Source organism: Pelomonas caseinilytica (assembly GCF_021353235.1).
Classification (GTDB): domain Bacteria; phylum Pseudomonadota; class Gammaproteobacteria; order Burkholderiales; family Burkholderiaceae_C; genus Pelomonas; species Pelomonas caseinilytica.
Genome location: NZ_JAJTWT010000005.1, coordinates 346277 through 373109, shown reverse-complemented (window position 1 = coordinate 373109; position 26833 = coordinate 346277). Strand labels below are relative to the sequence as shown.

Sequence of the window (26833 nt, the reverse complement as noted above, 5' to 3'; positions counted from 1 at the left end):
TGGATGTCGCGGCGGCCTTCGGCGCCGCGGCTTGAAAACAAGGATTGAGCGATGGACATCACGGCACTCAACGGCAGCAGTTCCGGCACCGGCAGCCCCACCTCGACGAAGAACGCCGCCGAGACCCAGGACCGCTTCCTGAAGCTGCTCGTCGCGCAGATGAACAACCAGGACCCGCTCAACCCCATGGACAACGCCCAGGTGACGAGCCAGATGGCGCAGATCCAGCAGGTCACGAGCCTCTCGACCCTGGACACCAGCATCAAGAGCCTGGGCGGCCAGCTCGGCCAGATGCAGGCGCTGCAGTCCATCTCGCTGGTGGGCCGCGAGGTGGCCGTGCCCAGCGACAAGATCCAGGTCGTGAACGGCGTCGCCGAGGGCAGCTACGAGCTCGACGGCGCGGCCAAGACGGTCAAGCTGGAGATCCTCGGCCCGGCCGGCAACGTCATCGACACCCAGCAGCTGGGTGCCCAGGGCTCGGGCCGCCAGACCTTCACCTGGAAGGCCGGCACGCTGGCCTCCGAGGGCAGTGAGGTCAAGTACCGCATCACCGCAGCCAACGGCACCGCCGCCGTCACGTCGACGACCTACGCCTACGACAAGGTCAACGCCGTCTACAGCGAGAACGGCAGCCTCAAGCTCAACCTCGACCGCCTCGGCCCCGTCGACTACACGGCCGTGTCGGCCGTCAACTGATCACCCCTTCCGCACAGCAAGGACTCCTCCATGAGCTTCCAGCAAGGCCTCTCCGGGCTCAACGCCGCCTCCAAGAACCTCGACGTCATCGGCAACAACATCGCCAACTCGGGCACCTACGGCGCCAAGGGCTCGCGGGCCGAGTTCGCGGACGTCTACGCCGCCGCCCTCAACGGCGCGGGGCAGAACCAGATCGGCATCGGCACCTCGCTGCAGTCGGTGGCCCAGCAGTTCACGCAGGGCAACATCACGACGACCGAGAACCCCATGGACCTCGCCATCAACGGCGGCGGCTTCTTCCAGGTCAGCGACGGCGTCAACCCCACGCGCTACAGCCGCAACGGCCAGTTCAAGGTCAGCAAGGACGGCTTCATCGTCAACAACGACAACCTCAAGCTGATGGGCTACCCGGCCAACGGTGCGGGTGTCATCCAGCCGGGCACCGCCCAGCCCCTGCAGCTGCCCACCGGCGGCATCCCGCCGGCCGTGACCACGACGGTCAAGATGGAGTTCAACCTCGACTCACGCCTGAAGACCACCGCCCCCGGCGGCGGCACCGGCACCGGCATCGACCTCAAGGACAGCACGACCTACAACAACGCCACGTCCATGACCGTCTACGACGCCAAGGGCCAGGACGTGGCGGTGACCTTCTACTTCCAGAAGGCCGCCACGGCCGCCGACGGCAGCGACACCTGGAACGTCTACGCCACCGCCAACGGCACGCCCTTCGACACCGACGCCACCGGGGCCGCCATCGCGATGGACGCCGCCGGCAACCCGACGGCCCCCTTCACCACCATCACCTTCCCGCCCACCGGCGGCTCGCCGACCAGCCCGACCGCCCCCATCGCCATGAACGTGCCGGCCGGCACCAGCACCCGCGGCAACGCGACGCTGGCCATCCCCGGCATCCAGCTCGACATGACGGGCGCCACCGAGAACGGCAGCAGCTTCGCCGTGACCGACCTGACCCAGGACGGCTACGCCCCGGGCCAGCTCACCGGCATCCAGGTCGCCAACAACGGCGTCATCCAGGCGCGCTACTCCAACGGCCAGAGCAAGCCGGCCGGCCAGATCGAGCTGGCCAGCTTCCGCAACCCGCAGGGCCTGCAGACCATGGGCGGCAACGTCTGGATCCGCACCGTGGCCTCGGGCGACGCCGTCGTCGGCGTGCCGGGCGACGGCAACATGGGCGCCCTTCAGTCCGGCGCCCTGGAGGAAAGCAACGTCGACCTGACGGCCGAGCTGGTCAACATGGTGACGGCCCAGCGCGCCTACCAGGCCAATGCGCAGACGATCAAGACGCAGGACCAGGTCCTGCAGACCATCGTCAATCTGCGCTGAACCCACGCGAGGCTGAAGCATGGATCGGATGATTTACCTGTCGATGGCCGGCGCCAAGGCGGCCATGCAGCGGCAGGACGTGCTCTCGCACAACCTCGCCAACGTCACGACCAACGGCTTTCGGGCCGAACTGCAGGCCTTCCGCGCCGTGCCGGTGCGGGGCGACGGCGCCTCCACGCGCGCCTATGCGCTGGAAACGACCATCGGCTACAACGACGCCGCCGGCCCGCTGACGCCCACCGGCCGCAACCTCGACGTCGCCATGCAGGGCAAGGCCTGGCTGGCCGTGCAGGCCAACGACGGCACCGAGGCCTACACCCGGGCCGGTTCGCTGGACGTGAGCGCCGACGGCCTGCTCGTCATGCGCAACGGCATGCCGGTGCTGGGCGACGGCGGCCCGATCAACGTGCCGCCCAACAGCGAGCTCTCCATCGGCAGCGACGGCACCATCAGCGCCAAGGCGCCCAACCAGCGCCCCACCAACATCGGCCGGCTCAAGCTCGTCACGCCCGAGGCGCCGCTGACGCGCAGTGAAGACGGCATGTTCCGCGCCGCCGACGGCGACCTGCCCGCCGACCCGAGTGCCCGGCTGCAGGACGGCGCCCTCGAAGGCTCCAACGTCAGCCCCGTGGAGACCATGGTCGCCATGATCGCCGCGGGCCGCCAGTTCGAGCAGCAGATGAAGCTGCTGCAGATCGCCCAGACCCAGGGCCAGCAATCCGCCAAGTTGCTCGGTTCGACCTAAGGAAACACCGCCATGATGCGCTCGCTCTGGATCGCCAAGACCGGCATGGAAGCCCAGCAGACCCAGCTGGACAACATCTCCCACAACCTCGCCAACGTCGCCACCAACGGCTACAAGCGCTCGCACGCCGTCTTCGAGGACCTGATCTACCAGAACCTGCGCCAGAGCGGCGCCAACAGCACCGAGCAGACCACGCTGCCCACCGGCCTGCAGGTGGGCCTGGGCGTGCGCCCGGTGGCCACCGCGCGCATCTACACGCAGGGCAACCTGCAGCAGACCAGCAACAACCTCGACCTGGCCATCAAGGGCGACGGCTTCTTCCAGGTGCAGATGCCTGACGGCACGACCAACTACACCCGCGACGGCAGCTTCCAGCTCAACGCCAATGGCCAGATGGTGACCAGCAACGGCTACACGGTGCTGCCGGGCATCACCATCCCGCAGAACGCCCAGAGCCTGACCATCGGCGCCGACGGCACCGTCAGCGTCACCCTGCCCGGCCAGGCGACGCCGCAGAGCGTGGGCCAGATCCAGCTCGCCAACTTCGTGAACCCGGCCGGCCTGGACCCCAAGGGCCAGAACCTCTTCGCCGAGACCGCCTCCAGCGGCACGCCCAACACCGGCGCCCCCAACAACAACGGCATGGGCGCCCTGCAGCAGGGCTATGTCGAGACGTCCAACGTCAACGTCGTGGAGGAGCTGGTGCAGATGATCCAGACCCAGCGCGCCTACGAACTCAATTCCAAAGCGGTGCAGACCTCGGACCAAATGCTGCAAAAGCTCGCCCAGATCTAAGTCGCTGAACGCAGCCACAGATGCCAACCTTGCCGGAGCGCCCCATGACGCGCCTGATCGTTCTCCTCGCCACGCCGCTGCTGCTCGCCGGCTGCGCCACGCCCTACCCCGAACCCCAGGTCGAGCTGGCCCACACGCCGGTGGTCAACCTGCCGCCGGTCGAGGCCACGGCGCCCACCAACGGTTCCATCTACCAGGCCGCCAGCTACCGGCCGCTGTTCGAGGACCACCGTGCCCGCCTCGTCGGCGACACGCTCACCATCAACATCACCGAAAAGGTCTCCGCCTCGCAGACCAGCACCAGCGAGCTGAGCAAGAGCGGCAGCCTGTCGGCCGGCATCACCGCCCTGCCCGGCATCGCACCCAACTCCTTCGGCCGCGCCAGCGCCGGCGCCACCTCGGCCAACGACAACAAGGGCAAGGGCAGCAACCAGAACACCAACGAGTTCACCGGCGCCATCACCGCCGTCGTGACGGCCGTGCTGCCCAACGGCCACCTGATGATCAGCGGCGAGAAGCAGATCGGCGTGAACCACAACGTCGACGTGCTGCGCTTCTCCGGCCAGGTCGACCCGCGCATGATCGGCCAGGGCAATGCCGTTCCATCCACCTCGGTCGCCAACGTGCGCATCGAGCAGCGCGGCCGCGGCGCGACCTCCGACGCCCACGCCGTGGGCTGGCTGTCGCGCTTTTTCCTGAACATCGCGCCGAGCTGAGAGCCCACCCCCTACGGCCTGACGGCCGCCCCCTCAAGGGGGCACTGCCAGCGGCCTGGCGAAGCCAGTTCCGCGGCAGTCGCTGGAGGAGCGGCGGGGCTGCGCCCGCCTGTCGAAGCCGGGCACGGTGCCATCCGCGTTCTCAGGCCGCCTTGCTGGCGAGGTAATCAACGGCCAGGTTGGCCAGGGCCCGCACGCCCACTTCCAGGCCGCGCTCGTCGACGACGAAGCGTGGCGAGTGGTTGGAGTAGGCCTGGCTGGGCTCGATGTCCGGCGGTGTCACGCCGACGAAGAAGAAGAGGCCCGGGATGAGGCGCTGGAAGAAGGAGAAGTCCTCGGCGCCGGTCGCCTTGGGCACGACCTCGATGCCCATGGGCCGCGGGCCGGTGCTGGCCACGCGCGTGAGCGTGGGCACCATCTGCTCGGTCAGCACGGGGTCGTTGCGCGTGACCGGGTAGTTCTTGGTGATGCAGACCTTGCAGCTCGCCCGCGAGGCCGCCGAGATGCCTTCGGCCAGCTGCGTGACGCGCTCGTGGATGGCGTCGCGCATGCCCTCGTCGAAGCTGCGGATGGTGCCGCGCATCTCGACCGAGTCCGGGATGATGTTCTCGCGCACCCCGCCCTTGATGGCGCCTATGGTGACGACGGCCGGCTCGCGGTTGAGGTCGAGGGTGCGGCTGACGACGGTCTGCAGGCCCAGCACGATCTGCGCCGAGGTGACGATGGGGTCCACGCCCAGCCAGGGCGCGGCGCCGTGGGTCTGCTTGCCCTGCACGGTGATGCGCAGCTTGTCCGAACTCGCCATCGTCGGCCCCGGCCGGTAGCCGATGACGCCGGCCGACTGGCGGGAGGTGACGTGCAGGCCGAAGATGGCGCTGGGCGTGGGGTTCTCCAGCACGCCTTCCTTGATCATCAGCGCCGCCCCGCCCTCCTCGCCTTCGGGCGGCATCTCCTCCGCCGGCTGGAAGATGAACTTGACGCTGCCGGGGATCTCGGCCCGCAGGCTCGCCAGGATGCTGGCCACGCCCATCAGGATGGCGACGTGGCAGTCGTGGCCGCAGGCATGCATGACGCCCACCTCCTCGCCGTTCCAGACCGCACGCGCCTTGGAGGCGAAGGGCAGCTCCACCTCCTCGGTCACCGGCAGCGCGTCCATGTCGGCCCTCAGGGCCACCACGCCGCCCGGCAACCCACCCCGCAGCAGGCCGACGACGCCGGTGTGGGCGACACCCGTCTTCACCTCGTCAAAGCCCAGGCCGCGCAGATGCTCGGCCACGAGGGAGGCGGTGCGGAACTCGCGGTTGCCCAGCTCCGGGTGCTGGTGCAGGTCGCGCCGCCAGGCGATGACCTGGGACTCCAACGCCGCAGCCAAAGCGGCGATGCGATCGCTCAGGGGAGGCATGGGGCTCATGGCGGATGGGGCGTGCCGGTGTTCCTCACGCAGGATGGTAGGTCTGCCGATGCCGCTGAGTTGTTGCGGCAGCACCACCGCGGCTGTTTCGAGCGTGAGGAGATGAACGCGACGGCCGCTCAGCGGGCGGCCAGGCCACCGATGCGGCGGATGCGCCGCTTGAAGTCCAGCCACTGCTTGCCGCGCGAGCGGTCGATGCGTTTCACGTCGATCAGCGTGAAGCGGCCATCGCAGCCCGACAGCGTATGCAGGCCGGCGGTGTGGGTGTCGCTGGCCAGGTCGCCGGTCAGGCGCTCCGTGCCGGCCTCGATGGCCACGCATTCCGGCGTCAGCTGCGCGAAGCGCAGCAGCCGCGTCGCGCCGCCGTAGCCGGTGGAGCTGTCCTGCACCGGCAGGGTCAGGACGCCCTCGCGGTCCACGAAAGGCCGGCCGGCCGGCCGGGCACCGTCACGGCTCACGCGTACCGGGTTGCCGGCGAGCGGCGTCCACGGGCCTGCCAGCGCCGGGGCGTGGGCCACGTGCAGCTCCCGCTGGTCACGGGCGTTCGGGCCGACCAGGGTGTAGAACATCCACCAGCGCCCGCCGTGCTCGACGAGCGAGGCGTCGGCGCCCGGCAGCCCGGACAGCAGGGCGCACTCGCGCTCCCAGTGGTCCAGGGAGTCGTCGGTCGCCCGGTACAGCGCGACCTCGCCGGCCTGGAAGCTCTCCGGCACCATCCAGGTCTCGCCCTCGTGCTCGAAGACCTGGGGGTAGGAGAGGTGGAAAGGTCGGTCCAGCACCGTCGCCTGGCCGCGCCAGACGAGATCGTGCAGGCCGAACTCGTGGCGCTCGATGCTGGCCCGCTTGACGCGGTAGTCGAAGGCCTCGACGAAGACATGCAGGGCGTCGCCGCGCACCAGGCCGAAGGGGTCGGCCAGGTAGCGCCAGCGCCCCGCCTCCGGCAGCCAGGTGATGCGCTCGCGCACGGCGCTGAGGCGGCCGGCATCGATGTCCTCGACGGGCAGGGGCACGATGCCGACCTGCCAGAAGTCGGTCCGGGGACGCTTCAGCATCAGGCGTTCCAGCCGGCGTAGGCCTCGTCCTCGTCCTCGAAGTGCTCGACCTGGAATGCGCGGTGGCGCATGACGTCACGGTAGAAGGACAATGTCCGCGCCACCGCCTGGCTGCGGTCGTAGGCCGCCGTGGCGTAGCGCACGGCCCGCTCGGCCGGCGCCAGCAGCCGCAGCCGCGCGACCTCCTCGGCCAGGGCCCGACCCAGCGAGTCGGCGTCGCCCACCGGCACCAGCCGGGCCGGCTGGCCGGCCAGCATCTCCACCGGCCCCTGCGTGGCCGTGGACAGCACCGGCCGCCCCGCACGCATGGCTTCGAGGATGGCCAGGGGGAAGGCCTCCTCGCGGGAGGCGGAGACGAAGAGGTCGAGGCTGCGCAACGCCTGGTCGACGTCGCGGCGGAAGCCCAGCAGGCGGATGCGGGCGTCGCCGGCGGCGAGTTCCTCGAGCTGGGCGCGGTCGGGGCCCTCGCCCAGGATGGCCAGCACGGCATCGGCCGGCGCATGCGCCTTGAAGGCCGTGACGAGGAGGTCCATGCCCTTGGCCCGCTGCAGGCGCCCCACGCTGCCGACCAGCAACTGGCCCGGGGCCAGGCCCAGTTCGGTGCGCAGGTCGGTCGCCGGCGAGCCGCTGGCTGGGCGCTCGGGCGCCCAGTTGTAGATGAGGCTGGCCAGGCCGGCGCGCTCGGTGGGCAGGCCGTCGAGCTGAGCGCGGTTGACGCAGACCAGCCCGTCCATGCGGGCATGGTGATGGGCCTTGTAGCCCACGTGCAGCGTGCCGACGCGCGCGGCGCCGCGCGTGCGGGCCACCGCCTTGCAGGCCGGCCCCAGGTGGCCGTGGCAGACGTCGGCCCCCAGGCGCCGAGCAAGAGCGGCCAGGCGCCAGCCCCGCATCAGCGGCAGCTTCAAGCCATGGAAGCGCACCTCGGGCGAGAGCGCGCCTTCGACGGCCGAGCCGGCCATGCCGACGACGTGGACCCGGTGCCCGAGGGCGGCCTGGGCATTGGCGAGGTCAACGCAGTGAAGTTCACCCCCCGCGAGCCGGGACGAGAAGACGACGTGGACCAGGGTCAGCGGCTCGGAAAGCGGAGGCATGGCGGGCGAGTCGGGCGAATGCGACGGAAGTCGGTACGCAAAACTTTACCGATGGACACATTCAGAAACCTTGCGCCCTACCCCCGGGTTTGAACGGTGTCGGGGCCCGGAATCGGCCCCTGGAGCGAGATTGCGGCCCGTTCGGCAAGGGAAAACGCGGAGGATTGCCAGCCTCGCCACCCGGAATCGCAGCCACGGCCGGCGCAGCCCGCCGGCACCTTAGGGATGGACAGGGTCTCACGTCGCCTGCGCGGAAACCTGAGGGCGAGCTTGCGGTCGGGGCTGGCGTTTTCCCGCCCCCGGAAATGGGTGGTGCCCGGCCAGCGGCCGGGCACCACGTCAAGGCTGGCGGCTCGCTTCCTGCTCAGCGGCTGCGGCTGACCCAGTCGCCGCGCGACTCGTCGTAGCGGTACATCATCAGGAAGCGCACCGTCTCCATGTTGACCTGCTCGCGGGTCAGGGTGCTCATGTCGCGCGGCGCCTTCAAGGGCACCCAGGTGCCGACGGTGTCGTCGTACACGTTCATGCGCAGGAACTGGTCGCGCATGGCCAGCACCTCGGCCCGGGAGGTGACGCCTTTGGGCGGCTCCATGCCCGACTTCAGCACCCACATTCCGGTCAGTTCGTCCCAACGCATCAACGCGAGGAAGGCGTCGCGGTCCATCTGGACCTGTTGGCGGGTCAGGGCCTGGGCATGGCCGGGCAGGGAGAAGCCGGCCAGCGTGGCAGCCAGCAGCAAAGGCAGCAGGGAAAGGCGTTTCATTCAAGGTCTCCAGAAGATGAGGGGATGGAAGGTCCCGTGCTGCCTGGGCGCCTCAGTGCCTCACAGGTGCCCAGTGGTCGGCGCCGAGGAGCGTGCCTTACACCGTGAAAAATCCCGCGCCGCCTCGCCGGCTCGGACCCGCGGCTTCGAAATGGACGGTGGACGGCGGCCTTTTCATCGGCTTCGCGGGCTCAAGCATCCGCAGAATCGGCCGAGTGAAGTACCTGCAAGTCCTCCTCCTCAGCCTCGCCATCGTGCTGGCTCCCGTCGCCCAGGCCACGCGCATCAAGGAAGTCGCGGCGGTGGCCGGCGTGCGCTCCAACCCGCTGACGGGCTACGGCCTCGTCGTCGGCCTGGACGGCACGGGCGACCAGACCACCCAGGCGCCGTTCACCGGCCAGAGCCTGACGGCCATGCTGCAGCAGTTCGGCGTGCTGCTGCCGCAGGGCGTGACCATGCAGCCGCGCAACATCGCCGCCGTCATGGTGACGGCCTCGCTGCCGCCCTTCGCCCAGCCCGGCCAGGAGCTGGACATCAACGTCTCCTCCATCGGCAATGCCAAGAGCCTGCGCGGCGGCACGCTGATCGCCACGCCCCTGCGCGGCGCCGACGGCCAGATCTACGCCATCGCCCAGGGCAACCTCGTCGTCGGCGGCGCGGGCGCCTCGGCGGGCGGCTCCAAGGTGCAGATCAACCACCTCAGCGCCGGCCGCATCCCGGCGGGCGCCCTGGTCGAGCGCTCGGTGCCCACGCCCATCGCCCAGGGCGACACCCTGCAGTTCGACCTCAACAGCAGTGACTTCGCCACCGCCCGCGCCGTGGCCCAGGCCATCAACAAGGCCAAGGGCGCCGGCACGGCGCAGGCCCTGGACGGCCGTGTCGTGCGCGTGCGCGCGCCGAGCACGCCCGACGATCGCGTCGCCTTCCTGGCCGACGTGGAGAACCTCAACGTCGACATGGCGACGCCCGCCGCGCGCGTCGTCATCAACGCCCGCACCGGCTCGGTCGTCATGAACCAGGCGGTCACGCTGTCGGCCTGCGCCGTCGCCCACGGCAGCCTGTCGGTGACCATCAGCTCGACGCCCGTCATCAGCCAGCCCAACGCCCTGTCCGGCGGGCAGACCACCGTGGCCGAGAAGGCCGACATCGCCATCCGCCAGGAGCCGGGCAGCCTCATCCAGCTGCCGGCCGGCGCGCGGCTGTCGGACGTCGTCAAGGCGCTGAACTCCCTCGGCGCCACGCCCCAGGACCTGCTCGCCATCCTGCAGGCCATGAAGAGCGCGGGCGCCCTCAACGCCGAGCTCGAGGTGATCTGATGTCCTCGTTCCAGTCCATCTCCGGCCAAAGCCTCGGCAGCCTCGACCAGCTCAAGGCCGCCGCCTCGCGCGACCCCAAGGGCGCCGCGCGCGAGACGGCCAAGCAGTTCGAGGCCCTCTTCATGCAGGAGGTGATGAAGAGCATGCGGGCGTCCACGCTGTCCAGCGGCATGCTGGACAACAACGCGACCCAGCTCGGCACCGAGATGCTGGACACCCAGTTCGCCGGCAAGCTCAGCGGCCTGCCGGGCGGCCTGTCCGACGCCATCACCCGCCAGCTCCAGCGCCAGATGGGCGTGCCGGACCTGTCGCCTGAGAGCGTCCGCAAGGCCAGCCAGACGACGCTGGCCCAGGCCCTGCCCGCCCTGGCCACCAAGGGCATTCCCAACCACGTGCAGAGCTTCATCCAGAAGCACGACGCCGCCGCCCGCGCCGCCTCGGCCGCCTCGGGCATCCCGGCCAGCTTCATGGTGGCACAGGCGGCCCACGAGAGCGGCTGGGGCAAGCGCGAGATCACCGGCACGGATGGCAGCAAGAGCTACAACGTCTTCGGCATCAAGGCCACGCCCGGCTGGACGGGCAAGACCGTCGACGTGCAGACCACCGAGGTCATCAACGGCCAGGCGCACAAAGTGACGGCGCGCTTTCGCGCCTACGGCAGCTACGACGAGGCATTCAAGGACTACGCCCGCATGATCAGCAGCAACGAGCGCTATGCCAAGGTCGTGGCCCATGCCCAGAACGGCAATGCCGCCGGCTTCGCCCGCGGCCTGCAGCAGGCCGGTTATGCCACCGACCCGGCCTATGCCGAGAAGCTGGCCAAGACCATCCAGACCACCCAGCGCGTGCAGAGCACGTTGGCCTGAAGATCGCGAGGACTAGACCATGGCCGGCTTGCTTTCACTCGGCGCCCGCGCAATGTTCGCCAACCAGGCGGCGTTGCAGACCATCGGCCAGAACATCGCCAACGCCAACACGCCGGGCTATTCGCGCCAGTCCGTGGTGCTGACGACGTCGTCCGGCCAATACACCGGCGCCGGCTTCTTCGGCAAGGGCGTGGACGTGCAGACCGTCGTGCGCTCGCACAACGATTTCCTGACCAAGGAAGCCGCCGCGTCCAAGTCCACGGCCATGGCCGATTCGACCCGTGCCGAGCAGCTCTCGCGCATGGAAAAGCTCTTCCCGCCGGGCACCGACGGCCTGGGCTACGCGGCGAGCCAGTTCCTGAATGCCATGGTCGACGTGACCAGCCGCCCGAGCGACCCCTCCGCCCGCCAGGTGGCCCTGGGCCGCGCCAACGAACTGGCCGTGCGCTTCGCCAATGCCGGCCAGCAGGTGACCGACCTCCAGGCCGGCATCGTCAGCGACCTCAAGGCCAACGTCACGGTCGTCAACCAGCTGGCCCAGCAGATCGCCAACATCAACGACCAGATCTCCAAGACGCGCGGCAGCGGCCACACGCCCAACGACCTGCTCGACCAGCGCGAACAGCTGATCTCCCAGCTGGGCGAGCACATCGCCGTCTCGACGCTGCCGGCCGACGACGACACCGTCGGCGTCTTCATCGGCGGCGGCCAGCGCCTCGTGCTCGGCAACCAGGCCTCAACGCTGCAGGTCTCGGCCGACGCCTACGACTCCCAGCGCGCCGTGCTGTCGCTCAACGAAGGTGGCCAGAACCGGCCGCTGGACGAGAGCGTGCTGACCGGCGGCTCCATGACCGCCCTGCTGTCCTTCCAGAACCACGACCTGCAGGACGCCAAGAACATGCTCGGCCAGTTGGCTGCAGCCATCGGCACCCGCGTCAACGGCCAGAACGCCCTGGGCCTGGACCAGTCCAACCCGCCCGGCAGGGGCGCGCCCATCTTCAACGTGGCCCCGCCCCGCGTGCTGCCAGCCGCCACCAACGCCCGCAACCCCGACGGCAGCTTCGCCACCGGCGTGCAGGCCAGCATCGTGGACGCCAGCCAGCTGCAGGCCAGCAGCTACAAGCTGACCTCCAGCGTCGCCGGCAGCTACCAGCTGACCCGCCTGTCCGACGGACTGGTGCGCAACGTCAACGACGGCGACACCGTCGACGGCTTCAAGCTCAGCTTCGCCCCCGCCGCCCCCGGCGCCGGCGAGAGTTTCCTCATCGAGCCGGTCGGCGCCGCCGCCGTCGAGATGCGCCGCGTGCTGGATAACCCCAGCGGCATCGCCGCCGCCTCGCCGCTGACGGCCTCCGCCTCGGTCAACAACACCGGCACCCTGACCGCCGACAGCATCTACGCCGTCAACCAGAACTTCGATGCCACCAAGGCGCCCATGACCGTCGAGTTCGGCGACCCCGACCCGGCCAACCCGGCGAACGTCCAGTACACGCTGACCCTGTCCGACGGCACCGTGCTCAACGGCACCTGGAGCGCCGGCCAGCCCATCGGCAACCAGCCGGCCGCGGGCATCGATCTCGGGTTCGAGCTGCGCACCAACGGCGTGCCGCGCAAGGGCGACAAGGTCTCGCTGGACCGCACCGCCTACACCAGCACCAACAACGGCAACGCCAAGGCCTTCCTCAACATCCAGACCGAAGGCTTCGTCGGCCGCCAGACGCTGCCCGACGGCAGCATCACGCCCGGCTCGACGATCAACGACGCCTACGCCGCCTCGATGAGCGACATCGGCGCCCGCGTGCAGAGCGCCACCTACCTGTCGGGCGTCTCCACCACCGTCGCCAGCGACGCCGAGGCCACGCGCTCCGGCCAGGCCGGCGTCAACCTCGACGAAGAGGCCTCGCGCCTGATGCAGTACCAGCAGGCCTACCAGGCTGCCGCCAAGGTGCTGCAGACGGCGCAGACCCTGTTCAGCGAACTCATGCAGATCGCACAGAGATGACCCACCCCCGTAGCGCTTCGCGCTCCCCCTCAAGGGGGCGCACCCAGTGGCCCAGCAAAGCCGGTTCCACGGGGGCCGCTTGGAAATGCACCACGTTGCCAACGCCGTTCGGCGAATTCGCTGACTCATTCGGGAGACGTCGATGAGACTTTCAACCGCCAACCTCTACGACGCCTCCATCGCCAACCTGCAGCGCCGCCAGCAGGCCCTGCAGAACCAGCAGCAGCAGCTGACCTCGGGCAAGCGCGTGGCCCAGGCCAGCGACGACCCGACCGGCGCCGCCCGCGCCGAGCGGGCGCTGGCCTCCATCGGCCGCGTCGAGGCCAACCAGCGCGCGCTGGAGGCCAGCCGCAACAGCATGACCCTGGCCGAGTCGGCCCTGGGCGACGCCAACGAGCTGCTCCAGCAGGCGCGCGAGACCATGGTGTCCGCCGGCAACGCCAGCTATTCCGATGCCGAGCGCCAGGGCCTGGCCAACAAGCTCCAGGGCCTGCGCGACCAGCTGCTCGCCATCGCCAACCGCCCCGACGGCGCCGGCGGTTACGTCTTCTCTGGCCAGGGCTCGGCCAACCCGCCCTTCCTCGACCAGGCCGGCGGCGTCAGCTACGTCGGCACCCCGGGCACCATCCAGACGGGCAACCTCGACAGCTTCCAGCTCAGCGTCGACGGCCGCGGCGCCTGGGAGCAGGCCCGCAGCGGCAACGGCACCTTCGTGACCGATGCCGGCCCCAACAGCATCGACCCGGCCCAGCCCGCCAAGGGCTGGATCGACTCCGGCCGCGTGACCGACCCCTCGCTGCTGACCGGCCAGAACTACCGCATCGACATCGCCGGCACGGCGCCGGCGCAGACCTACACCGTCACCAACACGGACACCGGTGCCGGCGTGACCAGCGGCAGCTACAAGTCGGGCCAGAACATCCAGTTCGACGGCATCAGCGTGGCCGTCTCCGGCGCCCCGGCCGATGGCGACAACTTCAGCATCGCGCCGGCGACCAACTCGCTCAAGGTCTTCGACGTGCTGGACCGGGCCATCAGCGAGCTCAAGACCCCGCTGCGCAACGCCGCCCAGATCCAGCAGAGCAACACCGGCCGGCTGCGCGACCTGGACGCCGTCATGGGCGGCCTGCAGAACGCGCGCAGCCAGGTCGGCGAGAAGCTCAACAACCTCGACGGCACCGAAACCCGCCTGGCCGCCCTCAAGCAGTACAGCACCGAGGAGAAGAGCGCCGCGGAGGACCTGGACATGGTGCAGGGCATCTCGGACTTCCAGAACCAGCAGACCGGCTACGACACCGCGCTGAAGACTTACGCCCTCGTCCAGCGCATGTCGCTGTTCCAGTACATCTCGGGAGGCTGAGGGGCGGGGCGCTACGTCCGGCGGATGAATTCGTCACGAATCGTCCCCATGGGCCGGCGGCGCCCGTGGCAGACTGCCGCATTCATCGCCTGCACCCGCGACGCGCCATGCCCGACAACAGCCCTGCCGCCCTCGACCACGCCATCCTGCCGGGCGTCGCCCTCGGCTACGCCCCGGTCATCGACCGACAGCGCGCCATCACCGGCACGCGACTGACCCTGGTGCCGCTGCGGGCGGACGCCAAGGTCGACCAGGCCGAACTGCTCGCGGCGCTGGCCGCCGTCTGGCCCCAGGGCGGCGAACTCCTCAATCCGCAGGGCGAGGCCCTGCTGGCCGCCCTGCTCGCCCAGCCCCCGGCCCAGCCGGTGCAGATCGAGATGCCGGCCTTCATCGCCGCCGACCCCGCGCATGCCGCGGCGCTCGCCGCGCTCAAGGCGGGCGGCCACGTCGGCGTGCTCAAGGGTCTGCCGCAGGACGCCCTGCCGGCCGAGGTGGCCGGCGTCTTCAAGCGCGTCGTGCTCGAGCCCGGCCAGTCGGCACCGGCGGGCCTGACCCTGCTGCACGCTGGCGTGCGCGGCGCCGAGGCCATCGACGCCAGCTTCGCCGCGGGCGCCAGCGCCGTCATCGGCTGGCCCATGGACGGGCCCTTCGATGCCGGGGCGGCCGTGGGCAAGACCGAGATCGCCGCCGACCTGCAGGTCATCATGGAGCTGATCTCGCGCGTCGACGAAGGCGAGGACGTGGAGCGCCTGGAGCAGACCCTCAAGCGCGACCCCAGCCTGGCCTTCAAGCTGCTGCGCTACATGAACTCGGCCGCCTTCGGGCTGCCGGTGGAGGTGTCGAGCTTCCGCCACGCCATCATGCTGCTCGGTTATGCCCGGCTCAAGCGCTGGCTGGCCCTGCTGCTGACCACGGCCAGCAAGGACCACAGCATGCGCCCCATCATGTACGCCGCCGTGCGCCGCGGCCTGCTGATGGAAGAGCTCGCCGCCGGCATGCAGGAGCGCGAACTCAAGGACGAGATGTTCATCTGCGGCCTGTTCTCGCTGCTGGACCACATGCTCAAGGCGCCCTTCGAGAAGCTGCTGCAATCCATCCCCGTGCCGGAGCGCGTCCGCCAGGCGCTCGTCGAGGACACCGGCCCCTTCCTGCCCTACCTGGAGCTGGTGAGGGCCATCGAGTCCGAAAGCGTCTTCGACTACCGCGACCGTGCCGAGGCCCTGATGATCGGCGCCGGCGAGATCAACGCCTGCGTGCTGAGGGCCCTGTACAAGGCCGCGCAGCTCGAATGAACGGGGCTGCCCCGAGAGGCTGAACGATGTTCGGCCCGCCTGCCACCGCCACCCTGCTCGACCTCGTCGGCGACCCGGTGCTGACGTTGCGGGGCGACCTGTCCGCGCTGCGGGCCAACCCCGCCGCCCGCGAATGGCTGGGGGCCGATGCCGCCGAAGGCTGGCGGCTGCTGCGCCAGGCCGCCGGCGCCCGGCTGGAGACCTGGCTGCGCGAGGCGACGCTGGCCATCGACACCGGCCGCGCGCCGCCACCCGCGCCCCCGCTCAAGCTGGCCGACGGCCAACGCGCCACGCTGCACCTGCTGCGCGATCGGCCCAACTGGCTGCTGCACGCCCGCCTGAGCGGTGCCGAGGCCGTCGAGCCGCCCATCGTCGAATGGCTGGCCCTGTCGCCGCTGCCGGCCGTGCTGGCGGACGCGGCCGGCGGCGGACTGCTGCGCCGCAACGCCGCCTTCGAGGCCCTGTGCCCCGGCACGCCCCGCCACCTCAACGACCTGCCCGACCTGCTGCAGGCCCTGCTCGGCTGGCACCGCGGCGTGCCCCTGCCGGCCCTGACGGCCCAGCGCGTGCAGGACCCGCCCCTCGTCACCGAAGCCGAGTTCGTCGACCCGCAGGGGCGTCACCGCTGGCTGCAGGCGCGGCTGCGCCTGTGGCGCCTCGGCGGACGGGCCCTGCTGCTGGCCGTGCTGGAAGACCACAGCACCCTGCATGAGCGCGATCTCGCCCACCAGCAGCTCGACGCGCTGATGGACACCGCCGCCGTGGGCCTGGCCACCTTCCAGCCCGAGGCCGGCTGGCTCAAGGCTGACCGCAAGGGCTCGCCGTTCAAGACCGGCGCCCGGCCATCCAACGGCAGCCAGGGCTCGCTGCAAGGCATCAGCCGCGACATCGTCGAGCCGGCCTCGCTGCCGGAGTTCGAGCGCCTGCAGCGGGCGCTGAAGAAGGGCGACGCCGTGGAGGTGCGCTATGCCGTGCGCCACCCGGAGCTGGGCCGGCGCTGGCTGTTGACGCGCGTCGCACCCGGCCTGCTGGCCGGCGGACGCCGCTCCACCTCCGTCGTCACGCTGGACGTGACGGCCCAGGCCCAGGCCGAGAACGCGCTGCTGCTGCGGGCCGAGAGCGAACGGGCGGTACTCGACTCGGTGCTCGTCGGCATCGTCACGGTCGGCCCCGACGGCATCGAATGGATGAACCGCTCGGCCCGCCGCATGTTCGGCTGCGAGCTGGAAGACGTGCAGGGCCAGCCCATGGGCGTGCTCGCCCCCGACGACGAGGACCACCCCTTCCACGCCGAACCCGGCTCCGACATCTTCGAATGCCGGCTGCGGGGCCGCGACGGGCGCGAGTTCTGGGTCATCGGCAACGCCGTGCAGACGCCGCGCGAGGACGGCGCCACGCAGCTGACCTACGCGCTGCTCGACATCGACCGCCGCCGCCAGGCCGAGGCCCAGAGCCGCCAGGCCCAGGCCTCGCTCGCCCGCATCATCGAGGCCGCGCCCCTGGCCATCAGCCTGCACGAGGCCCAGAGCCTGCGCATCGTCAAGCTCAACCAGGCCGCCGCCGCGATGGCCGGCCGCAGCGAAGGCCAGCTGCTCGGCGGCGGCCCCGAAGCGCTGTTCGGCGCCGAGCAGGGCGGGCAGGTCGCCGCGGACATGCGCGAGGCGCTGGAGTCGCTGGCCGTGGTGCAGCGCGAATACCGCGTGCCGGCGGGCATGGCCACACGGGTCTGGGACACCCGTCTGCTGCACCTGGCCGGCGTGGGCGGCGACGATGCTCCCGAGCTGCTGCTGCTCGTCGCCAGCGACGTGACCGAGCAGCGCGCGGCGGAGCAGGCGCGGCTGCAGGCCGCCATCTCGCAGCGCGAACTCCTCGTCCGCGAGGTGCACCACCGCATCAAGAACAACCTGCAGGGCGTCGCCGGGCTGCTGCAGCAGATCGCCGCTCGCCGGCCCGAGGTGGCACCGGTGCTCAAGGAGGCGGTCGGCCAGGTGCAGGCCATCGCCCAGGTCTACGGGCTGCAGGTCGGCGCCTCGGGGCCGCTGCTGCTCAAGCGCGTCTTCGACGCCATCGTCGGCTCGGTGCAGCGCATGCAAGGCCGCGTCATCACCACCGCCGCCGAGGGCGGCGCGCTGATGGACGACTGGTGCCTGCCCGAGGCCGAGGCCATTCCCATCGCCCTCAGCCTGAACGAGCTGCTGGGCAACGCCCTGCGCCACGGCCACGGCGCCCAGGTTCGCTGCCAGCTCATCTGCGACACGGCCGGCGTGACGGTCGAGATCGTCAACCCCGGCCGCCTCCCGGAAGGCTTCGCGCTGCAGAACATCAGGAGCGGCGTGTCCGGCCTGGGCCTGGTGCGGGCGCTGCTGCCGCGGCGCAGCGCCATCCTGAGCCTGGAACAGCAGGACGGCGACGTCGTCTGCCGCCTGGAACTAATTCCACCAAGCGTGGTTCACAATCCCGGCACAAAACCAAGTTCTTGAGGGGCACGGTGAGCAAGGGCAAGATCCTGGTCGTCGACGACGACAGACTGGTGCTGGCGACGCTGAGCTACGGGCTCACGCAGGCCGGCTTCGAGGTGATCGACGCCGACAACGGCGACGATGCCATCCTGCTGGCCCGCGAGCACCGGCCCGAGCTGGCCCTGCTCGACATCCGCATGGAAGGCCTCACCGGCTTCGACGTGGCGGCCTATCTGCGCGAATACCTGCAGACGCCCTTCATGTTCCTGTCCGCCTTCGCCGACGAGGCGACGGTCGCCAAGGTCAAGGAGCTGGGCGCGGTGGCCTACCTGATCAAGCCCCTGGACATCTCCCAGATCGTGCCGGCCGTCGAGGCGGCCTTCGCCCGCACCGGTGCGGCAGCCGCCCCGGCCGCACCGGCTGCCGCGACGGCGGCGCCGCCGCCCTCGGAGCTGCCCTCCACCCTCGACCCGACCGCCCTGGCCGTGGGCGTGCTGATGCACCGTTATTCCCTGCCCCGCGACGAAGCCCTGGCGCGGCTGATGAGCCTGGCCAGCGCCGATGGCCACAGCCTGCCGGAGCAGGCCCGCCGCATCGTCGACGCCGTGGAGCTTCTCGCCCGCCCCGGGCAGAAATAACTCACTCGTCCAAGGCATGCCTTGGTCGCCCGACCCACGGACTCCCGGCTTCAGCCAAGGGTGAAGTAGAAGCGAGAGCCCTCGCCTACCGCCGACTCCGCCCAGACGTCGCCGCCGTGGCGGCGCACGATGCGGCGCACCAGGGCCAGGCCGACGCCCGTGCCCTGAAACTCGCTGGCGCTGTGCAGGCGCTGGAAGACGCCGAACAGCCGCTCGGCGAAGCGCATGTCGAAGCCCGCACCGTTGTCCGACACGACGAAGGCGCGCCGGCCGTTCTGCTCCACGCAGCCGAAGCCGATGCGGGCGCAGTCGGCCTTAGCGCTGTACTTCCAGGCGTTGCCCAGCAGGTTCTCCAGCACCATGCGCAGCAGCGTGGGGTCGCCCTGCACGACGAGGCCCGGCTCGATGTGCAGTTCGACGGAGCGCTGGGGCGCTCCTCGCTGCAGTTCTTCCATCACGTAGCCGGCCAACTGCGACAGGTCCACCGGCTGGCGGGCCAGCGGACGCGTGGACAGCTGGCTGAGCGACAGCAGCGCGTCGATCATGCTGTTCATGCGCGCCGCGGCGCTCATGACACGGTCGAGGTGGTCGTTGCCGACGCGGTCCAGCCGCGCGCCGTAGTCTTCCTTGAGGATGCGCGCGAACCCCTCCACCACGCGCAGGGGGGCGCGCAGGTCGTGCGAGACCGTGTAGCTGAAGGATTCGTGCTCCAGGCCCATGTCGCCCGCGGCCGGCGCAGGCAGCGGCGCGGCTGGTGCCGCTGCCGCCTCTTCGGGCCGGGCCGTCCCGACATAGCCGGCGAAATGGCCCTGGCCGTCGATGCAGGGCAGGCCGCGCAACCGCCAGCGGGCATCGCCGTCGGCCGCCGAGAGCAGCAGCTCGGCGAAGGGCTGGTGGGCATCGAGCCGCTCGCGAAGCTGGGCCGCCGGCTCGGCCGGCTCGAAGCGCTCCCAGAGCAACTGGGTGCCGAAGCCGGCGCCCACCCAGCTCGACGACGGCGCCCCCTGCGGCGCCTGCCAGCGCACCAGGCGATGCTCGGCATCGGTGGCCCATTGCCAGTCGCGCTGCAGTTGGGCCTGCATCAACAGCTGCTGGCGCGCCTCGCGCAACGGCTCGGTCAGGCGCTGGCGGGTCAGGCGCACGCCGGCATGCCAGCCCAGGGCCGCGGCGACCAGCAGCATGAACCCGGTGAAAAATGCAGTTAGCACGAGTGCGGCGTGCACGAGGCCGACCTCGCCGCCCCAGACGCGCATCAGGGCCAGCACGACGAGCGTGCCCAGCAGCAGGAAGAGCAGCGACACGCCCGCCAGACCCAGCGCCAGCAACCGCATCGGCACGCGCCGCTCGGTGCGGCGCGGTAGCACGCTCTCGTCGCTGAGGCTGTTCATGCGCGGCATTGTAGGCAGGGGTTCCCTGGGCGACGTGCATATGCACCACCCCTTGAGGAGGCCCGAATCTGTGCATTTCTTCGCGCCGTCCCCCCTACCCAGCCGAGCTACATTTGCAGGATGCCGCCTGTGTAGCCGCCAATGACAGCCTCACCTCCCGCAGCCCAGCTCGACACCGAGGCGATTCGTCGCCTGCGCGAGCTCGACCCGAGCGGCGGCAACAAGCTGCTGGAGCGCGTGGTGGCCGCCTTTTCCAACTCGCTGGATCGTTTGCTTCCAGACCTCGCCCGCGCCCGCCAGGGCGACAAGCTCGACCTGACCACCATCCGCCACGTGAGCCATACGCTGAAGTCCTCCTCGGCCAGTCTCGGGGCGATGGCCCTATCGTCGCGTTGCGCTGACATCGAAACCATGGCCCGCGACGGCCGCACCGAGGGCCTGGAGGAGCAGTTGGACGCTATGCTCCAAGACATCCAACAAGTACGTGCGGCGCTGGCCGCGCTGCTTTGATGCCCAGCCCCATGCTGCCCACCGGTCAAGCCCTGGACGACCTGCCGCCGCGGCCACGGGTGCTGCTGGTTGACGACGACGAGGTCAACCTGCTGCTGACCGCCGCCGCGTTGCGGGAGCGTGGCTTCGAGGTCACCGAGGCCGCCAGCGGCAGCGAGGCCCTGGCCCAGCTTTCGACGCGCGCCCCCGACGTCGTCGTGCTCGACGCCCTGATGCCCGAACTCGACGGCTTCGAGACCTGCGCCCTGCTGCGCGCCACCCCGGGTTTCGAGTCGCTGCCGGTGCTCATGCTCACCGGTCTGGACGACGAGGCCTCGATCAACCGCGCCTACCAGGCCGGCGCCACGGATTTCTTCGTCAAGTCGCCGCAGTGGAGCCTGTTGGACGGCCGGCTGCGCTACCTGCTGCGCAGCTCCCGCACGCGGCTGGAGCTGGAGCGCAGCAAGGCCAAGCTCGCCCGCGCCCAGGATCTGGCCCGCATGGGCAGCTTCGAGTGGCGGCGCGGCGTGGCGGGCAGCTTCACCATCTCGGCCGAGGGCCTGCGCGTGTTCGGCCGCGGCCCGCAGGACCGGCTCGACTTCGTCGGCGTGCTGCGCATGGTGCCGGCCGACGACCGCCACGTCTTCCTGCGCCTGCTGCGCGACGTCGTCGCCCACACCTCGGTGCTGATCACCGACCTGCCGCTGACGCTGCCGGACGGCCGCCAGCGCGTCGTGCACATCGAGGCCGAGCCCGAGTTCAACGAGCAGGGCGCCGTCAACGGCTACACCGGCATCCTGCAGGACGTGACCGACCGCCGCCAGGCCGAGGACCGCATCCGCCAGCTCGCCCATTTCGACGCCCTCACCGGCCTGCCCAACCGCCGCCAGCTGATCTGGCGCGTGGAGCGGGCCATCGAGAGCGCCCGCCGCGGCGGCCACGAGGTGGGCCTGCTGCTGATCGACCTGGACCGCTTCAAGGTCATCAACGACACCCTCGGCCACGCGGCCGGCGACGAGTTGCTGATCGAAGTCGGCCGCCGGCTGCGCAGCTGCGTCCGCCACTCCGACCAGATCATGGAAGGCGTGCTGGAGGGCCTGGGCAACCGCAGCCATCGCGGCCTGGAGGCCGTCGGCCGGCTGGGCGGTGACGAGTTCGTGGCCCTGCTGCCCGAGGTGGCCGACGAGCGCGACGCCGAGCGCGTCGCCCAGCGTGTGCTGGACGCCCTGCGCGAACCCATCTTCGTCGGCGGCCAGGAGTGCTTCGTCACGGCCAGCGTCGGCATCGCCCTCTACCCGCGCGACGGCCAGACCATGGCCGACCTGCTGCGCAACTCCGACGTGGCCATGTACGCGGTCAAGAGCCAGGGCCGCAACGCCTCTGCCGTCTACTCGCCGCAGCTGGCCGGCCACGGCAAGCAGAAGCTGGAGCTGGAAAGCGCCCTGCACAAGGCGCTGGAACGCAACGAGATCGTGCTGCACTACCAGCCCAAGATCGACGTGCGCGCCGCCCGCATGGTGGGCGCCGAGGCGCTGATGCGCTGGCAGCGCGGCAACGTGCTGGTGCCGCCGGCCGATTTCATCCCCCTGGCCGAGGAAACCGGCCTCATCGTGCCCCTGTCCGAATGGGCGCTGAAGGAGGCGGCCCGCCAGGCCAAGCTGTGGTCGCTGCAGTTCGGCTTCGCCGACTCCATCGCCGTCAACCTGCCAAGCCGCCTGTTCGAGCGGACCGATCTCGTCGAGCACATCCACCAGTGCGTCAGCGCCTACGGCGTGCCGCACCGCTCCATCCAGCTCGAGATCACCGAGAACAACCTGATGAAGGACCTGCAGAACGTCATTCCGTCGCTGCACCGTCTCAACGAAGTCGGCGTGGAAATCTCCATCGACGACTTCGGCACCGGCTACTCCTCCCTCGCCTACCTCACCACCCTGCCCATCTCCGAGGTCAAGGTGGACCGCACCTTCGTGCGCGACCTGGGCATCACGCCCCAGAGCTCGGCCGTGGTCACCGCCATCATCGCGCTGGCGCGGGCCCTGGGCCTGCGCGTCATCGCCGAGGGCGTGGAGACGCTGCGCCAGATGGAAGTGCTGCACCGCCTGGGCTGCTCGCTGATGCAGGGCTTCCTGTTCAGCAAGCCGCTGCCGGCCGACGAGCTGGAGCGCTGGATCGCTCAGACCGTGCTGCCGCGCAAGGCGCCCTGGATCACGCAGGCCGACGGCAGCTCGGACCTGGCTCGCGGGCAGCGCTGAGCCATGCAGGCCCGACTGCCCCCGGCACAGCTGGCCAAGGCCGCATTGCAGCGCCTGGCCCAGGCCCGGCTGGAGCCCACGCCCGAGAACTACGCCCGCGCCTACGCCATCGAGGCGGGCGGCGAGTCGGCGCCCACGGCGAACGGCGCCGTGCCTGAGCGTACCCAGCAGCTCATCTCGCGCCTGATCAGCCTGGCCCTGCCCTCGGGCACCGCGCGCCAGGAACTGCAGGCCGCGCTTCGCGAGCAGCGTTACGAGGAACTGCAGCGTCAGGTCGACAAGCTGCTCGACGTGGCCGGCCCGGCGGCCCAGGCCGAGGCGCTGGCCCAGGCGATCGAGCGGCTGGTGCGTGGCCTGGAGCGCGGCGGCCGGCACTGGACCCTGGCCCGCAAGAAGGACGGCATCGCCCGCGCCCTGGAGCTCTCGCGCACCGACAGCCACAAGCTCGTCAAGCGCCTGGGCCAGCTGGCGGCCAGTTGGGACAAGGACGTCGAGGGCAGCGAGGTCGAGACCGATGCCGACGGCGGCACGCCCAGCCAGCTCTTCGCCGACATCGACTTCCAGGACACGGGCTTCCGCGAGCCCAGCGGTTTCGGCGACCTGGGTGGCGGCGTCACGACCGAGAGCGCGCCGGCAGCCGTCGACACCGGTCCCTGGAAGGACATCAGCGGCGAACTGACGGGCACCGTGCGTCATGCCCTGCGCTCGCCGCAAAACGAAGCCACGCCGGCCGACGCGCTGATGCGCGAGATCGAAGCCGCCCAGGCGGAACTGAAGCAAGGCGGCGCCACGCCGGCGCGGGCCACGCAGATGGCCGCCCTGTGCCAGCGTGCCCGCCATCTGCTGGACCACCGCCGCCACCTCTTCGACGAGCTCGGCGGCCTGTGCCGCGAACTGAGCGCCAGCCTGGTCGACCTCGCCGAGGACGACTCCTGGGCCCGGGGACAGGCCGAGGCCATGAACAACACCCTGGCCCAGGGCCTGTCGGGTCGCGGCGTGCGCACCGTCTCCGAGCTGCTCGCTGGCACGCGCGAGCGCCAGCGCGCCCTGCGCGAGGAACGCTCCAAGGCGCGCGACGCCCTCAAGGGCCTGATCCAGCGCATGCTGGCCGAACTGGGCGAGCTGGGCCAGCACACCGACCGCTTCCAGAGCAGTGTCGGCCGCTATGCCGAGGCCATCGAACAGGCCGACTCGCTGGAGAGCCTGGCAGGCACCGTGCGCGAGATGGTCGAGGAGAGCCGCAGCGTGCAGGGCCTCGTCGCCCAGACCCAGGCCCGCCTGACGCTGGAACATGACCGCGCCGCTGCGCTGACCCAGCGCGTGGACGAGCTGGAGACCGAGCTGCGCCGGCTGTCCAACGAGGTCCACACCGACCAGCTCACCCAGGTGGCCAATCGCCGCGGCCTCATCAACGCCTTCGGTATCGAGCAGTCCCGCGCCGAACGCGAGTCCACGCGCATCGCCCTGGCCCTGCTGGACATCGACAACTTCAAGAAGCTCAACGACAGCCTCGGCCACCACGCCGGCGACATCGCGCTGAAGTCCCTGGCCGAGCGGGCCCAGGCCTCGCTGCGGCCGGGCGACATGGTGGCGCGCTACGGCGGCGAGGAGTTCGTGCTGATGCTGCCCGACACGCCGCTGGACGAAGCCCAGCAGGTGCTCGTGCGCCTGCAGCGCTCGCTGTCGGCCGCCCTCTTCAACCACGAGGGCAAGGACGTGTTCGTCACCTTCTCGGCCGGCGTCACCCTCTACCGGCCCGGCGAGACGCTCGAAGCCGCACTCGACCGCGCCGACGTGGCCCTGTACGAGGCCAAGCACACGGGCAAGAACCGGGCGTGCGTCGCGGAGTGAACACGGCGGTTGCTCAGCGACTGAAGGGCTGACGCGGGCCGAGCGCTGGGCCGCTCCCGAGCCGGCCCGCTTGGCGATGTGCTTGCGGCTCGAGGCCGCAAGCATCGCCGTCCCCTAGGGGGACCGGCCAGCCGCACGGCGTTCAGCGTGTGCGGCTGGACGAGGGGCTAAAAATTGAACGCCATGCGCAGGCCGCCCCAGTGGCGGCCCGCCACCGTGATGGGCGCCGCCACTTCCTTCAGCACGACGAAACGGCCACCGCCCATGTCGCGGCGGTAGGTCTGCAGCAGGAAAGGCCGCGTATTGCGCGCCGAGGCCAGGCCGGTGCGGTCATTGAAGATGCGCCGGTAGCGGCTGTTGGCCGTGTTCCAGACCGTGTCGCCCGGACGCTGGGGCTGGCAGTATTTGCGGTTGTGGGTGGCGATGTAGCCGTTGCGGTCGGCGGCGATGCAGAACACCACCTTGTCGCTGAAGCCCAGCATCTTCTCCTGCACGCTCGGCAGCACGCGGTCGGTCAGCGCACAGAAGCGCGTGGTGTGCTGCTGCGGCGACGTGCCCTCGATGGGCCGGTAGTTCTCGTCGAACAGGTCGGCCTCGCTGATCTGGCCGTCGCGCAGCGCGCCTTCCAGCAGCGCCGCCACTTCACCGGCCGCTTCCTGGGCGGCGCGGATGAAGGCCATGTCGTCGACCTCCACGCCGCTCTCGGCGATCTGCTCGACCAGTTCCTCCGACATGCGCAGGAAACGGTCGCTGCCGTCGAAGGCAACCTTGAGCCCGTGGGTCGCCTGCAGCACCTCGCGCTCCAGTTCATGGGCGCGTTCATTGAGCACGCTCATCTGCTGGCCGCTCTCGGCGGCCGACCTGGAGATGCGCTGGACGTCCTCCTCGACCTCGTGGAAAGCGGCGTGGATCTGGCTCGGCCTGGCGGCGTTCTCGGTCAGCTCGGCGCTGAAGCGGTCGATGCGGTCCTGCAGCGTCGCGATGGCGGTGACGATGGCCTTGGACGAGGCCTCGACCTGGCCGGCCAGGGCCTTGACGGCTTCGGCCACGACGGCAAAGCCGCGGCCGGCGTCGCCGGCATGCTTGGCCTCGACGGCGGCGTTGAAGGCCACGAGGCGGGTCTGCAGCGAGATCTTGGTGATCTCGGCTGCGGCCTCGGAGACCTGGGCCAGGGTCGTCGCCATGCCGGAGACCTCGCTGCCGACGGTGCCGAGGGCGCCGCGGGCGCGCTGGACCGCCGCGGCGCTCTCGGCCGTGGCGGTGGCGATGGCGGCCTGGGCCTGCCCGATGTGGTCGAGCTGCTGGGCCAGCGCCTGCATGGCCTGGCCTTGCGCCTGGACGACGCGCTGGGTGTCTTCCAGGGCCCCGCGCACCTCGGCGGCGTCCTTGCCGACCGTCGAGATCGAGCGCGACAACCGTTTGACGACGTTCAGGGCAGCGCTGTCGTCACGCCGCGAAGGCTCCTCCCGCGCAACGGTGGAAGGCGAGCCTGCAGGCTTGGGCCATCTGAACATGCACTTGTCCCCCTCGTTATGGCCTGGGACCGACCTCTTTTCGCAGGAGATCCGCCCAGCTAATTCACCAGTCGCGCAGCTTAACGCGCAACCTTGCGATGGATTGACTGTGCAATTGGCAGACCCGGGACTCCGTGACCTTGAGCACGGCCGCGATCTCCTTGAGATTCATGTCGTGCTCGTAATACATGCTCATCACGAACTGCTCGCGCTCGGGCAGGTTCTTGATGGCGGCCACCAGCGCCTCGCGCATGCGGTGGTCCTGCAGCCGGGCCATGGGGTTGCTGGCCTCGTCGGCGACGTGGCGGTCGAGGTAGTCGTCGTCGCCGTCGTCGCCCGACATGTCCTCCAGGTACACGAGCTGGGTGCCGCGTACTTTTGACAGCAATTCCTGGTACTCGGCCAGCGGCAGGCCCATCTCGGCGGCGATCTCTGTCTCGGTCGGCGCGCGGCCCAGGCGCTGCTCGACCTTGTGCACCGCCACCTCGATCTCGCGCTGCTGGCGCCGGGTGCCGCGGCTCATCCAGTCGCCGCCGCGCAGCTCGTCGAGCATGGCGCCGCGGATGCGCTGGGTGGCGAAGGTCTCGAACTGCACGCCCTGCTCGGCATCGAAGCGCGACAGCGCGTCGGTCAGGCCGATCAGGCCGACCTGGATGAGGTCGTCCACCTCCACGTTGGCCGGCAGCTTGGCGATCATCTGGTGCGCCAGGCGTCGCACCAGCGGGCTGTATTGCTTGATCAGCGTGCTGTTGTCGAGGCGGCCTTTGGGCGTGTACATCGTGAACTCCCG

The 26833-nt window shown here is 70.4% G+C and carries 22 protein-coding genes; 15 read left to right on the top strand and 7 right to left on the bottom strand.

The window, feature by feature from the left end:
• Nucleotides 1-51: 51 nt before the first annotated feature.
• The 5 genes from LXT12_RS14525 to LXT12_RS14505 are packed head-to-tail and all read left to right on the top strand — an operon-like array spanning nt 52 to nt 4299.
• Nucleotides 52-696, top strand: a complete 645-nt coding sequence (locus tag LXT12_RS14525; RefSeq protein ID WP_233392899.1) for a flagellar hook assembly protein FlgD — start codon at nt 52-54, stop codon at nt 694-696.
• 30 nt (nt 697-726) lie between these two features.
• On the top strand, nt 727-2043 hold the full coding sequence (flgE, locus tag LXT12_RS14520; protein ID WP_233392898.1) for a flagellar hook protein FlgE: 1317 nt from the start codon (nt 727-729) through the stop codon (nt 2041-2043).
• A gap of 19 nt (nt 2044-2062) precedes the next feature.
• Nucleotides 2063-2788 (top strand): flagellar basal-body rod protein FlgF, encoded by a 726-nt coding sequence (gene flgF, locus LXT12_RS14515; RefSeq protein ID WP_233392897.1) that lies wholly within the window; start codon nt 2063-2065, stop codon nt 2786-2788.
• Between the two features lie 12 nt (nt 2789-2800).
• Nucleotides 2801-3583: a flagellar basal-body rod protein FlgG gene (gene flgG / locus LXT12_RS14510; RefSeq protein ID WP_233392896.1), complete on the top strand. Its 783-nt coding sequence runs from the start codon at nt 2801-2803 to the stop codon at nt 3581-3583.
• Between the two features lie 44 nt (nt 3584-3627).
• Nucleotides 3628-4299, top strand: a complete 672-nt coding sequence (locus LXT12_RS14505; RefSeq protein WP_233392895.1) for a flagellar basal body L-ring protein FlgH — start codon at nt 3628-3630, stop codon at nt 4297-4299.
• A gap of 142 nt (nt 4300-4441) precedes the next feature.
• Here the strand turns inward: LXT12_RS14505 and LXT12_RS14500 are convergent, their stop codons facing one another.
• The 4 genes from LXT12_RS14500 to LXT12_RS14485 form a co-directional block, all read right to left on the bottom strand.
• Nucleotides 4442-5701 (bottom strand): amidohydrolase, encoded by a 1260-nt coding sequence (locus tag LXT12_RS14500; RefSeq protein WP_233392894.1) that lies wholly within the window; start codon nt 5699-5701, stop codon nt 4442-4444.
• Between the two features lie 128 nt (nt 5702-5829).
• Nucleotides 5830-6762 (bottom strand): glucosamine inositolphosphorylceramide transferase family protein, encoded by a 933-nt coding sequence (locus LXT12_RS14495; RefSeq protein WP_233392893.1) that lies wholly within the window; start codon nt 6760-6762, stop codon nt 5830-5832.
• Nucleotides 6762-7853, bottom strand: a complete 1092-nt coding sequence (locus LXT12_RS14490; RefSeq protein ID WP_233392892.1) for a glycosyltransferase — start codon at nt 7851-7853, stop codon at nt 6762-6764. The genes LXT12_RS14495 and LXT12_RS14490 overlap by 1 nt, the downstream gene beginning before the upstream one ends.
• A gap of 364 nt (nt 7854-8217) precedes the next feature.
• Nucleotides 8218-8616, bottom strand: a complete 399-nt coding sequence (locus LXT12_RS14485; RefSeq protein WP_233392891.1) for a hypothetical protein — start codon at nt 8614-8616, stop codon at nt 8218-8220.
• A 215-nt stretch (nt 8617-8831) separates the two neighbouring features.
• Between LXT12_RS14485 and LXT12_RS14480 the strand changes: the two genes are divergently transcribed.
• The 7 genes from LXT12_RS14480 (at nt 8832) to LXT12_RS14450 (ending at nt 18549) form a co-directional block, all read left to right on the top strand.
• The gene (locus LXT12_RS14480; RefSeq protein ID WP_233392890.1) at nt 8832-9932 is read left to right on the top strand and encodes a flagellar basal body P-ring protein FlgI; all 1101 of its coding nucleotides are present in this window, start codon (nt 8832-8834) and stop codon (nt 9930-9932) included.
• Nucleotides 9932-10798, top strand: coding sequence for a flagellar assembly peptidoglycan hydrolase FlgJ (flgJ, locus tag LXT12_RS14475; protein WP_233392889.1), 867 nt, complete (start codon nt 9932-9934; stop codon nt 10796-10798). The genes LXT12_RS14480 and flgJ overlap by 1 nt, the downstream gene beginning before the upstream one ends.
• A 19-nt stretch (nt 10799-10817) precedes the next feature.
• A complete protein-coding gene (gene flgK / locus LXT12_RS14470; RefSeq protein ID WP_233392888.1) occupies nt 10818-12800 on the top strand; it encodes a flagellar hook-associated protein FlgK in 1983 nt (660 codons plus the stop codon).
• Between the two features lie 142 nt (nt 12801-12942).
• Nucleotides 12943-14160, top strand: a complete 1218-nt coding sequence (flgL, locus tag LXT12_RS14465; protein ID WP_233392887.1) for a flagellar hook-associated protein FlgL — start codon at nt 12943-12945, stop codon at nt 14158-14160.
• Between the two features lie 107 nt (nt 14161-14267).
• A complete protein-coding gene (locus LXT12_RS14460) occupies nt 14268-15452 on the top strand; it encodes an EAL and HDOD domain-containing protein (RefSeq protein WP_233392886.1) in 1185 nt (394 codons plus the stop codon).
• 26 nt (nt 15453-15478) lie between these two features.
• Nucleotides 15479-17932 carry a PAS domain-containing sensor histidine kinase gene (locus LXT12_RS14455; protein ID WP_233392885.1) on the top strand — a complete coding sequence of 818 codons (2454 nt, stop codon included), beginning with the start codon at nt 15479-15481 and terminating at the stop codon, nt 17930-17932.
• 8 nt (nt 17933-17940) lie between these two features.
• Nucleotides 17941-18549 carry a response regulator gene (locus LXT12_RS14450; RefSeq protein ID WP_233392884.1) on the top strand — a complete coding sequence of 203 codons (609 nt, stop codon included), beginning with the start codon at nt 17941-17943 and terminating at the stop codon, nt 18547-18549.
• A 50-nt stretch (nt 18550-18599) separates the two neighbouring features.
• Here the strand turns inward: LXT12_RS14450 and LXT12_RS14445 are convergent, their stop codons facing one another.
• Nucleotides 18600-19937, bottom strand: coding sequence for a sensor histidine kinase (locus LXT12_RS14445; protein ID WP_233392883.1), 1338 nt, complete (start codon nt 19935-19937; stop codon nt 18600-18602).
• A gap of 141 nt (nt 19938-20078) precedes the next feature.
• Between LXT12_RS14445 and LXT12_RS14440 the strand changes: the two genes are divergently transcribed.
• From LXT12_RS14440 to LXT12_RS14430, 3 genes are read left to right on the top strand one after another with little or no spacing between them, the layout of a single operon-like run.
• On the top strand, nt 20079-20447 hold the full coding sequence (locus LXT12_RS14440) for an Hpt domain-containing protein (protein ID WP_233392882.1): 369 nt from the start codon (nt 20079-20081) through the stop codon (nt 20445-20447).
• Nucleotides 20448-20458: 11 nt separating this feature from the next.
• A complete protein-coding gene (locus LXT12_RS14435) occupies nt 20459-22678 on the top strand; it encodes a putative bifunctional diguanylate cyclase/phosphodiesterase (protein WP_233392881.1) in 2220 nt (739 codons plus the stop codon).
• Between the two features lie 3 nt (nt 22679-22681).
• Nucleotides 22682-24529, top strand: coding sequence for a GGDEF domain-containing protein (locus tag LXT12_RS14430; protein ID WP_233392880.1), 1848 nt, complete (start codon nt 22682-22684; stop codon nt 24527-24529).
• 167 nt (nt 24530-24696) lie between these two features.
• Here LXT12_RS14430 and LXT12_RS14425 read toward each other — a convergent pair whose 3' ends face one another.
• Nucleotides 24697-26043, bottom strand: a complete 1347-nt coding sequence (locus LXT12_RS14425; RefSeq protein ID WP_233392879.1) for a methyl-accepting chemotaxis protein — start codon at nt 26041-26043, stop codon at nt 24697-24699.
• 64 nt (nt 26044-26107) lie between these two features.
• The gene (locus tag LXT12_RS14420; protein WP_233392878.1) at nt 26108-26821 is read right to left on the bottom strand and encodes an RNA polymerase sigma factor FliA; all 714 of its coding nucleotides are present in this window, start codon (nt 26819-26821) and stop codon (nt 26108-26110) included.
• Between the last annotated feature and the right edge of the window lie 12 nt (nt 26822-26833).